The following is a 10,044-nucleotide window of genomic DNA, read 5'->3' as shown; positions in this document are numbered from 1 at the left end:
CGGCGGCGCTTCGCCCGCCGCGAGAAAGGATTGGATCATCGTGTGCGCGATCAGCCGGCCCGCATCCAGCAACGTGCCATCGACGTCGAAGAGGACGAGGGGCATTTCCCGACGGACCTGCCGTTCGGCCACGCGGTGCGGAGGCGCCGTGAGGCGCCGCACCGAAATGCGGCGCGATCGCGCACCGCCCTCGGACCGATGTCCGGTGATCATCTGACACTCCCCTTCTCGGACCATATGGGGCACGGGCGCCCGGTTCGGGACAAGCCCAAACAGTTGGATGGCTGCGAAATCCGGGCGGTATGTGCACGTTCAGCGGGCCGGTGCCCGCTTGTCGCTCAACCGCAGCGAGACGATCAGGTACCGGTTATCGCGGCGAAAGATCTCGGAATTGCGGATGTCTCCGCGAAGCCGGGCGGCGATGCGCAGGCGGGACTTGCGGCGCAGAACCAGCGAGAGCGCGCGCCGGATCATCCACCGCGCGGCGGGACGTTTCTGTGCGAGTTCGGCATCGACCCGCTCCAATGCCGCGCCGATCGTCGCGTAGAAGCCCTGTTCGAGGTCGATCGACGGGGCAACGCCGTCGGTGATATCCTCCTGCGCCAGGATCTCGACGGGCAGCGTGTCGAGCATCCGGCGAACATCCTCCACGGGATGGCCGCCCCCGGGAGAGCGGATCGGCCCGCCGCGGCGGAACGCCTCCGACCGAAAGCAATCGGCGATCAGGATGCGGCCCCCTGCCCCGGTCAGCGCGACGGCCTTCCCGAGCGCGGTTTCCAGCGGGATATATTGAAGGCTTTCGGAGAACAGGCAGAGGTCGAACCGGGCGTCGGTCTCGAACTCCTGAAGGGTGGTGCAATGGACCTGCGCGTCGGGTGCGTTCGCTCGGCACCGGTCTGCGAGGTAGGCGGACGGGACGACGATTTCCACCCGGTGCCCCAACGCGACGAGCCGCTTGGCCGTTTCTCCGGCACCGCCGCCTATGTCGAGGATCGACAGCGGGCCGTCCGGAAGATGGCTCAACAGACGGTCGGTGAAGGCGGTCTGCGCCGCCCCCAGATTTCCCGCATTCACATCGAGACCGGTCCAGAGGCCGTAATGCAGGTTCTCGGCGCCGGTGAGCCAGCGCGCAAAGCGGACGCCGATATCGAGGCCGATCGACCTCGTATCGAGGCGGCGTTTCACGGCCGCCAAGCCATTCGCGTCAGTCGAGCGGAGACCATGGCTCTGACCGGGGGGCGGCCGTCTCGACGGTCTGTGCTTCGGTCTTCGGTGCGAGCGCGGGAAACTCTCGCGCGAAGGCGGCGGCCTGGTCGTCCGTCCAGGATACGGTGACGTGCCAGGCCTCGTCCTGCTGGGCCTCGCTGTCGATCACGTCCGCATCGTGAAGCCATGCGCGGGCGGCGCCTTCGGAATAGGGCACGGTCAGAATGGCCGGGCGGCGCAGGCCTGACAGATGCTCGGCGATCGCGGCCATCAACGGGTCGAGCCCCTCGCCCGTCAGCGCCGAGCCGAGAAAGATCGTTTCCGACCGCGCGGCCCGGTTGGTGGCCGTCTCGCGGGCCTCCGCGTCGAGAGTGTCGGCCTTGTTCCAAAGCTCCAGCACCGGAACCTCGTCGCGAACGCCAAGGTCTTCGAGAATGGCGGCCACGTCGCCGGCCTGCGCCTCGGTCTCGGGGTGCGAGATGTCGCGCACATGCAGGATCAGGTTGGCGGCGAGCACCTCTTCCAGTGTGGCGCGGAACGCGGCGACAAGCTGGGTAGGCAGGTCGGAAATGAAGCCCACAGTGTCCGACAGGATCGTCTCGGGCCCGCCGCCGGGCAGGCGGACGGCGCGCATGGTGGGGTCGAGCGTGGCGAAGAGCATGTCTTTCGCCATGACCTCGGCGCCGGTGAGGCGGTTGAAGAGGGTGGACTTGCCAGCGTTCGTGTAGCCCACGAAGGCGACAATCGGATAGGGCACCTTGGCGCGGGCGGCCCGGTGAAGCTCTCGGGTCTTGGTGACCTTTTCGAGTTGCTTGCGGATGCGGACGATCTGTTCGTCGATGGCGCGGCGGTCGGCCTCGATCTGGGTTTCGCCGGGGCCGCCCACGAAGCCGAGCCCGCCACGCTGGCGTTCCAGATGGGTCCAGGCCCGCACGAGGCGGGTGCGCTGGTAGCTGAGCGCGGCGAGTTCGACCTGAAGCACGCCCTCGCGGGTGGCGGCGCGGTCGGCGAAGATTTCGAGGATCAGCGAAGTCCGGTCGAGCAGCTTGACCTTCCACGCGCGTTCGAGATTGCGCTGCTGGACGGGAGTGACGGGGCCGTCGATGAGAATCAGCTCAATCTCGTCGGCCTCGATCCGGGCTCGCAGTTCCTCAACCTTGCCGGAGCCGAACAGCATGCCGGGATGGGGGCGCGGCAGGCGCACGACGTCGGAACCGACCACTTTCAGGCCGGGCAGCGCGGCGGCGAGCGACACGGCCTCGGCCAGCGCATCGGCGGGCTCTCGCCCCGAGCGGTCGCCGGCGCGGGTATCGGGATGCAGGACCAGCGCGCGGGTCGGGCGCGCCTCGGTCGAGTGCGGCTCAGGCTTCGCCAGCGGCCGCCTCCTCGCCATCGCCTTGGTAGAGGTTGATCGGTTGGGCCGGCATCACCGTCGAAATGGCGTGCTTGTAGACCAGTTGGGACTGACCGTCCCTGCGCAGAAGAACGCAGAAATTGTCGAACCACGTGATGACGCCCTGGAGCTTGACGCCGTTGATCAGAAAGATCGTCACGGGCACCTTCGTCTTGCGGACGTGATTGAGAAACGCGTCCTGGAGGTTCTGCTTGTCGGAAGCCATTAATGTCGGTCCCTGCAATTCTGCGGCCGTTCAAGGGCCGTCGTTCATGATGCGCGAAGTTATGCTGCCCTTTCGGACAGGTTTCCACCCCGGAAACGAAAGAATGATGCGCTGGTGCAACTAAGAGAGGTGTGCGGCCACGCACGGGCGTCCCTGCTAGGTCCTGCCGATGTGGCAAATACCGGGCGAACAGGTGCGTTTCTGAGCCATGGCAACCTCCCGGAAGCCTCAGCGACGCCAGAAATCCGGGTTGAAAAGGGCGATCAGCGCCAGCGCCTCCAGCCGTCCGACGACCATCGCCGCGACGAAGACCAGTTTCGCTGTATCCGTCAGGCGGGCGACCCCGCCTTCCATCGCTACGTCTGCAAGCGGTCCCGTGGTCGTGAGCGCGGCGGACGCGAGCACCACCGCCTCGCGGAATTCCAACCCTGTCGCGCCAAGCGCCAGCGTCGTCACCGCGATCGAGGTCGCGAAAAGCATGAAGAACACCCAGGCCGCCTCGGTTCCCTTGACCGGCAAGCGCATCGCATCGGGGCTGTGGCTGCCCACGGAATGGGGATGGATCAGCAGCGACATCTCGCGCCGGCCATGGGCGTATAGCGCATAGACGCGCAGCAGCTTGACCCCGCCCGCCGTCGTGGCGACCCCGCCCCCGAACATGGCGAGGCCCACCAGCAGGACGCCCGGCTGTTCCAGCCCCGACCATGTGCGCGCCTCCGACCAACTCTGGCTTTCGAACCCCGTGGTCGTCAGGAACGAGAGCGTCGTGAATGCCGCGCCCCAGAGCGCCTCCAGCCCGGCGGTGAAGGGCTGCTCCGCGGTCAGGTCGTAGATGCCGATCCAGTGGCGGCCGAAGAGGACCAGCGTCACCGCGCTGACCAGCATGAACGCCATCCGCAATTCCCGGTCGCGGGCCAGCCGAGCGACCTGCTCCCGGTGGAGGTCGCCGGCGAAAGTCAGGCGCGAGACCGCGAAGAGAAGGAAGGCGAAGATGGCGATCTCGCCCCAGAACCCCGGCGCATCGCCCTGCCCCACGATCCCCGATGTGGACATGGTGGACATGGCGCGGATCGCGGCCTCTGTCTGGCCGCTGCCGCCGAAGGCCAAGAGCATCCAGAGCGCGAGTGTCAGCCCCACATAGACCGGTGTCAGCGTTCGGGCATAGCGCCACAGCCGTTCGCCCGGTGCCCGGCGCTGATCGGCGATCGAAAGCCGCGCGGATTGGCCGGCGCGGTCGGACCAGGTGACCTCGAAGCCGCCCAACCGCAAGGGCGCCAGAACGGCGACGGCGGCGATCCAGACCATCAGCCCCCCCTGCCACGCGACCATCGCGCGCCAGAGGTGCACGCTTTGAGACAGACGGTCGGGATCGTAGAGGCTGCCGCCGGTCGTGGTCGCCGCGGCGACCATCTCCGTATAGAGGTTGATCGCGCTGGTATCGCGGACGATCTCGGTCACGGGCATCATTGCCATCAACGGCAGACCCGCGAAGGCGCCCACCAGCGCGACCAGATGGCTGCGGGCGAGATTTGCCGAAAGCGGCCGCCGCGCGACGACGGCGACCCCGGTGACGAGGGCGAGGAAGATTGCGCTCCAATAGAAGAATGCGCGCGCCTCGGCATGGGCGTCGCGCGTCAGCGCGTGCAGCGCGGGCACCTGCATCGAGAGCGCCAGCACGCCGGCCAGCACGACCAGGAGCGGCAGGCGTCCGAGCGCCCCGCCCATCTCAGAAGAAGTCCACCTGAACCTGCAACAGCCGCTCGACCTCGGGCACCTCTTCGGACAGGGCGAAGATCGCGACGCTGTCGCCTTCCGAGATCACCGTGCTGCCTGTGGGCCGGATCACGTCGCCGCCCTTCTTGCGGATCGCGCCGACGAGCGCGCCCTCGGGGAAGCCGACATCCGCCAGTCGTTTGCCTGCCAGAGGCGAGGTCGAGAGGACGACGGCCTCGATGATCTCGGCCTCGGCGTCGCCGACGGAATACACGTTGCGCACCCGGCCATGGCGCACGTGACGCAAAATCGAGGAGACGGTCGTCTGGCGCGGATTGATGAAGGCGTCGATGTTCAGCGGCCCCATGAGCGGCACGAGCGTCGGATCGTTGATGAGCGCGATCGACTTGGTGCAGCCGGATGTCTTCGCCCGAACGGCGGCGAGCATGTTGGTCTTGTCGTCGTCGGTGACGCAAAGCACGGCATCTGCGCGGTCGATATTCGCCTCGCGCAGAAGCTCCATGTCCAGGCCGTCGCCCTGCAGGACGATGGTCCGCTCCAGCGCCTCGGCGGCGCGTTCGGCGCAGGTGCGGTTCTTCTCGACGATCTTGGCGCGAATGCGCTCTGGCGCCGCTTCGAGCGCGCGGGCCACGGCGAGCCCCACATTGCCACCGCCGATGAGGACCACCCGTTCCTGCCTGCGGACCTTCTTGCCGAAGATCTCCTGGGTGCGGACGAGATCGTCCTCGTGGCACATCACGTAGATCATGTCCCCGGCGTAGAGCTGATCGCCGGGTTCCGGCGCGAAGAGGCGCCCCCTGGGCCGGCGGACGCCGACCACGACCGCGCGCAGAGTGCTGAAAAGCTCGGAAAGCTGGCGCAGCGGCGTGTCCAGGACCGGGCAATCCGCGTCGAGAGCCAGTCCGATGAGGCGCGCTCGGCCCTCCATGAATTCCTCGGTGTCGAAGGATTCGGGGGCCCGCAAGCGGCGGAGCGCGGCCTCGGCCACCTCGCGTTCGGGCGAGATGACGACGTCGATGGGCATGTGGTCGCGGCGGTAGAGGTCGGCCCGCAGCGCCGAGAGATAGGATTGTGCCCGCAGGCGGGCGATCTTGCGCGGGACGGTGAAGACGGAATGGGCCACCTGACAGGTGACCATGTTGACCTCGTCGGAAGACGTGGCCGCGATCAGCATGTCCGCATCCTCGGCGCCCGCGCGCTCCAGCACGTCCGGGTAGGAGGCGAAGCCGGTGATGCCCTGCACGTCCAGGCTGTCGGTGGCCCGGTTCACGAGGTCCCGGTTGCTGTCGACCACGGTGACGTCGTTGCGTTCGCCCGAAAGGTGGCGCGCGATCTGCCAGCCGACCTGTCCCGCGCCTGCGATGATGACCTTCATACGAGCGGCCTTCGCGCCGTTTCCCTGAAGGTGAACGGTTAGGCGCGGGCGGCGGGGTGGTCAACGCCGTGCCGAACGGGTCGTGGGGTCGCGTGACTTGTCAGGGGGATCGCGGCTGCTACCGTGAGGGCATGCGGATCGTACTGCCCCTCCTCCTGTTCCTTGTCGCCTGCGGCACAACCCTCGTCCCGGTTTACCTAAAGCCGGGCACGCCGACCGCGCAGGTCACGCAGGATCTGGCCGCCTGCCGGATCGAGGCGCGAAATGCCGCGCCCGAACGGCCCCGGATCACGACCGCACCGCGGATCACGATCGGCGTCGGGCGCTGCATCGACAATGTCTGCATCGGTGCCTCGCAGGGGGACGTGTTCGACTACGACACCAATGCGGAAGCACGCGGCCGGGTCGAAGGGACCTGCATGGGGCGCAAGGGATATCGGCTCGTGGAGCTGCCGACCTGCCGGGGCGCCGCTCAGGCGCTCGAAAGCCAGCCTTTCGACCTGCGCGGCACCTGTGTTGCGAACGGAGTGATTGCGGCGCCTCTTTGAGGCGCCGCCGATGTCGCCCTAGCTGTCCACCTTGGCCACCCGCGCGCCCCCGCGGGAGGCGGTGACGACGCCCAGCGACTTGAGCTTGCGGTGCAACGCGCTGCGTTCCATGCCCACGAAGGCGGCCGTCCGGCTGATATTGCCACCGAAACGGTTGATCTGGGTCATGAGGTACTGGCGTTCGAACAGCTCCCGCGCCTCTCGCAGAGGCAGCCCGGCCAGCGACCCGGACAGCGTCATCTCGCCCTGATCGCCGCCGCCCTCGGAGGCGCTTGGCAGTTCCGATGGCTCGATCGGACCCGTTCCCTCTCCAAGGATCAGAACACGTTCGATCACGTTGCGAAGCTGACGGACATTGCCGGGCCATTGCATCGTCTGGAGCAGCGCCTTCGTCTCTTCCGAGAGTTCCCGCAACGGCAGGCCCTGTGCCTTGTTGAGCGACTGGATGAAGTAATCCGCCAGGACGGGGATATCCTCGCGCCGTTCTTCCAGCGCGGGCACCTCGATCGGGACGACGTTCAGGCGATGGAACAACTCCTCGCGGAAGCGGCCAGCGCGGATCTCCTGTTGCAGATCCCGGTTCGTCGAAGAGATCACGCGAAGGTCGACGCGGACTTTCTCGGTCCCGCCGACGCGCTGGAACGCCTGTTCCACCAGCACGCGCAGGATCTTGCCCTGGGTCGCCAGCGGCATGTCCGCCACCTCGTCGAGATAGAGCACCCCCTCATGCGCCTGCTCCAGCAGGCCGGGCTCGACACCGCGTTCGGGATCCTCGCGGCCAAAGAGAACCGTTTCCATCCGTTCCGGCTCGATCGAGGCGGACGAAACGGTGACGAACGGGGCCCCCGCGCGGTTCGAGTTCGAATGGATCCAGCGGGCGGCCACCTCCTTGCCGGCGCCCGCCGGCCCGGTCAGCATGACCCGGCCGTTGGAATTGGTCACCTTCTTGAGCTGGGAGGTCATCCCCCGATAGGCGGGCGACTGGCCGATCATCTCGGCGGACGCGGCATCCTTGCGGCGCAGATCGGCATTCTCGCGGCGCAGCTTGGCCGTCTCCATCGCGCGGCCGACCACGACCATCAGCTGGTCGATGTTGAACGGCTTTTCGATGTAATCGTAGGCGCCCTGCTTGATCGCGGCGACGGCGATCTCGATGTTGCCGTGCCCGGAAATGATGATCACCGGAACATCGGGATGGTCGCGGCGCACATGCTTCAGGATGTCGATCCCGTCCATGTCGCTGTCCTTGAGCCAGATATCGAGGATCATGGCCGCCGGGACCTCCTCGTTGATGGACTTCATGCAGCCTTCGGCCGTGCCCGCCGTACGGGTCCGGTATCCCTCGTCTTCGAGGATGTCCGAGATCAGGCTTCGAATATCCGCCTCGTCGTCGGTGATCAGAATGTCGCTCATACCTCTGCTCCCTTCATCTGTACGGGGAGGCAAAGCACCGCTTGCGCCCCCCGATGTCCTGTTTCGTCCGGTGCGGAATCTTCCAGCACCAGGGTGCCGCCGTGTTCTTCGGCGATCTTCTTGACGATGGGCAGGCCGAGGCCGGTGCCCTTGTCGCGGGTGGTCACGTATGGCTCGAAGAGCCGGCTGCGATCTTGCGGCAGGCCGATGCCGGTATCCGCGATGCGGATCGTGGCGGTGTCGTCCTCGACCTTGAGCGAGACATGGATCGTCCGGGGGCCGCCGTCGCGCGCCTCGACTGCCTCGCCCGCATTCTTGATGAGGTTCGTGAAGGCCTGCCCGATCATCGTCGGATCGAACTCGGCGACGACCGGCTCGGCGGGGATGTCGGCGGTCAGGCCGATCGGCTCCAACGCGGCGGATTGCAACGTCACCGCCTCACGCAGCAGCGCGGCCAGATCGCCCTGCCGCCGCTCCGGCTGCGGCATGCGGGCGAATTTCGAGAATTCGTCGACGATGCGGCGCAGATCCTCGGTCTTGCGGACGATGGTATCGGTCAATTCGCCGAGCTTCTCGGCGCTTTCCTCGGGCAATTCGCGGCCGAAGCGGCGTTTGACCCGTTCGGCCGAAAGCTGGATCGGTGTCAGCGGGTTCTTGATCTCGTGCGCGATGCGGCGGGCCACGTCGCCCCATGCGGCCATGCGCTGCGCGCTGACCAGATCCGACACGTCGTCGAAGGCGACCACGTAGCCTTCGGTCTGGCCCTCGACCGTCTGGCGCGTCGCGATGCGAACGAGAAGCGTTTCCAGCCGCCCGCCCCGCACGAGCCGCGTCTCTTCCTGAACCGTTGGTTGATTGCTTTCACGAAGCCGCTCGAAGAGGTCGGAATACTCGGGCACCACGTCCGCCAGCGGCCGGCCATAGGGGGCCATGCCCAGATCCAGCAGCTTGAGCGCCGAGCGGTTCATGAAATCGACCCGGCCTTCGGCGTCGAGCCCGATCACGCCAGCCGTAACCGAAGATAGCACCGAGTCAAAGAGACGCCGGCGCCGCTCGGTCTGCTGGTTGGTTTCGACGAGGGCGTCGCGCTGGCCTTTCAGCTGGCGGGTCATCTGGTTGAAGATGCGGCCCAGCATGGCGATCTCGTCGTCGCCCGCTTCCTCGCGGACGCGAATGTCGAGATCCCCCTGCCCCACGCGTTGCGCCGCACCCGCGAGGCGTCCGACCGGCCGGGACAGGCGTTCCGAGACCTGCAGGCCGAACCACGTCGCGCCGAGGATCAGGATCAGACCGAAGCCCAGATAGAGCAGGCCGAACTCGAACAGTCGGCGGCCCCGTTCCTCTTCGAGCTGCTGATAGAGCTGCACGGTCGAGGTCGTCTCGTCGAGCTGCGCGAGGATGCCGCCATCCACCTCGCGCGTCACGTAGAGATATCGGTCCGGAAAAGCCGTGAGGCGCATCAGCGCGCGAAATTCGTTGGCGGTCTGGTCCTCGATCAGGACGACCTCTCCGGTGTCGGCCCGCGCGAGATCCTCGCTCTCCACCGGCTCGAAATCGAAGAGGTAGGACCGGTCGCCGCGGGCGCGGATCTCTCCGGAGCCGTCGATCACGAAGGCCTCGGCCAAGCCGCGCTGCACGAGGTCCTGCCCCTGCGAGAGGATCTGCCGAAGGTCCCCGTCGGTCATGAAGATCGCGGCGCGTTTCGCGGCGTTCAGGTAGCCAGCCAGCGCGCGGCTGTCTTCGGACAGGTCATCGCGGAGCTCCTGCGTATAGGCTTCGGCGGCGGCGACGGAGTTGCCGAGCGCGTTGCGCACCCGGTCGGAGAACCAGCCTTCGAGGCCCATGTTCAGCGTGACCGTGGCGAAGACCGCCGTCAGGACCGTGGGGATCAGCGCGATGCCCACGAAGATGCCCGTGAGCCGAAGGTGAAGACGCGAGCCCGCGGATTGCGCGCGACGGGCCGCCACCATATTCACCACGCGCCGCGCGATGAGCGAGGCGACCGTCAGGATGTAGACGGCGTCCGCCAGAAGGATCGTGCGCAGAAGATCGAGATCGGCGCCGACGCCACGGGTGCCGAGGACGGCGAAGGTCGCCGTCACGAGCACGGGCCCAAGCGCGACCAGCGCCAGGGTCAGGGCCATGCTCA

The 10,044-nt window shown here is 67.1% G+C and carries 8 protein-coding genes and 1 pseudogene; 1 reads left to right on the top strand and 8 read right to left on the bottom strand.

What is annotated here, in order from left to right; translation table 11 throughout:
* The 6 genes and pseudogenes from jaqu_RS00310 to trkA all read right to left on the bottom strand — a co-directional run.
* Window positions 1–213, bottom strand: a pseudogene (locus jaqu_RS00310) (hypothetical protein); the annotation flags it as partial.
* 99 nt (window positions 214–312) lie between these two features.
* Window positions 313–1,185 carry a class I SAM-dependent methyltransferase gene (locus tag jaqu_RS00305; RefSeq protein ID WP_043916936.1) on the bottom strand — a complete coding sequence of 291 codons (873 nt, stop codon included), beginning with the start codon at window positions 1,183–1,185 and terminating at the stop codon, window positions 313–315.
* 19 nt (window positions 1,186–1,204) lie between these two features.
* Entirely contained in the window at window positions 1,205–2,599 is a 1,395-nt protein-coding gene (gene hflX / locus jaqu_RS00300; protein ID WP_084629205.1) for a GTPase HflX, read from the bottom strand.
* Complete coding sequence (hfq, locus tag jaqu_RS00295) at window positions 2,568–2,825, bottom strand: RNA chaperone Hfq (RefSeq protein ID WP_043916931.1); 258 nt, start codon at window positions 2,823–2,825, stop codon at window positions 2,568–2,570. The genes hflX and hfq overlap by 32 nt, the downstream gene beginning before the upstream one ends.
* A gap of 228 nt (window positions 2,826–3,053) precedes the next feature.
* A complete protein-coding gene (locus jaqu_RS00290) occupies window positions 3,054–4,550 on the bottom strand; it encodes a potassium transporter TrkG (protein WP_043916930.1) in 1,497 nt (498 codons plus the stop codon).
* 1 nt (window position 4,551) lies between these two features.
* Window positions 4,552–5,934, bottom strand: a complete 1,383-nt coding sequence (trkA, locus tag jaqu_RS00285) for a Trk system potassium transporter TrkA (RefSeq protein ID WP_043916929.1) — start codon at window positions 5,932–5,934, stop codon at window positions 4,552–4,554.
* A 131-nt stretch (window positions 5,935–6,065) separates the two neighbouring features.
* Here trkA and jaqu_RS00280 point away from each other — a divergent pair, with 131 nt between their 5' ends.
* Window positions 6,066–6,482: a hypothetical protein gene (locus tag jaqu_RS00280; protein ID WP_043916928.1), complete on the top strand. Its 417-nt coding sequence runs from the start codon at window positions 6,066–6,068 to the stop codon at window positions 6,480–6,482.
* An 18-nt stretch (window positions 6,483–6,500) separates the two neighbouring features.
* Here jaqu_RS00280 and ntrX read toward each other — a convergent pair whose 3' ends face one another.
* Entirely contained in the window at window positions 6,501–7,895 is a 1,395-nt protein-coding gene (ntrX, locus tag jaqu_RS00275) for a nitrogen assimilation response regulator NtrX (RefSeq protein WP_043916927.1), read from the bottom strand.
* Window positions 7,892–10,039, bottom strand: a complete 2,148-nt coding sequence (locus jaqu_RS00270; protein ID WP_043916926.1) for a sensor histidine kinase NtrY-like — start codon at window positions 10,037–10,039, stop codon at window positions 7,892–7,894. Before jaqu_RS00270 ends, ntrX begins: the two co-directional genes overlap by 4 nt.
* Window positions 10,040–10,044 lie beyond the last annotated feature (5 nt).

This window comes from Jannaschia aquimarina, from assembly GCF_000877395.1.
In the GTDB taxonomy this organism is placed as follows: domain Bacteria; phylum Pseudomonadota; class Alphaproteobacteria; order Rhodobacterales; family Rhodobacteraceae; genus Jannaschia; species Jannaschia aquimarina.
This window is presented reverse-complemented; position numbering and strand designations above follow the sequence as displayed.

Excerpts from the sequence above, each read along its gene's own strand:
- hflX (WP_084629205.1), bottom strand. The coding sequence starts at position 2,599 with ATGGCGAGGAGGCGGCCGCTGGCGAAGCCTGAGCCGCACTCGACCGAG.
- jaqu_RS00290 (WP_043916930.1), bottom strand. The coding sequence starts at position 4,550 with ATGGGCGGGGCGCTCGGACGCCTGCCGCTCCTGGTCGTGCTGGCCGGC.
- jaqu_RS00270 (WP_043916926.1), bottom strand. The coding sequence starts at position 10,039 with ATGGCCCTGACCCTGGCGCTGGTCGCGCTTGGGCCCGTGCTCGTGACG.
- trkA (WP_043916929.1), bottom strand. The coding sequence starts at position 5,934 with ATGAAGGTCATCATCGCAGGCGCGGGACAGGTCGGCTGGCAGATCGCG.
- jaqu_RS00280 (WP_043916928.1), top strand. The coding sequence starts at position 6,066 with ATGCGGATCGTACTGCCCCTCCTCCTGTTCCTTGTCGCCTGCGGCACA.
- hfq (WP_043916931.1), bottom strand. The coding sequence starts at position 2,825 with ATGGCTTCCGACAAGCAGAACCTCCAGGACGCGTTTCTCAATCACGTC.
- ntrX (WP_043916927.1), bottom strand. The coding sequence starts at position 7,895 with ATGAGCGACATTCTGATCACCGACGACGAGGCGGATATTCGAAGCCTG.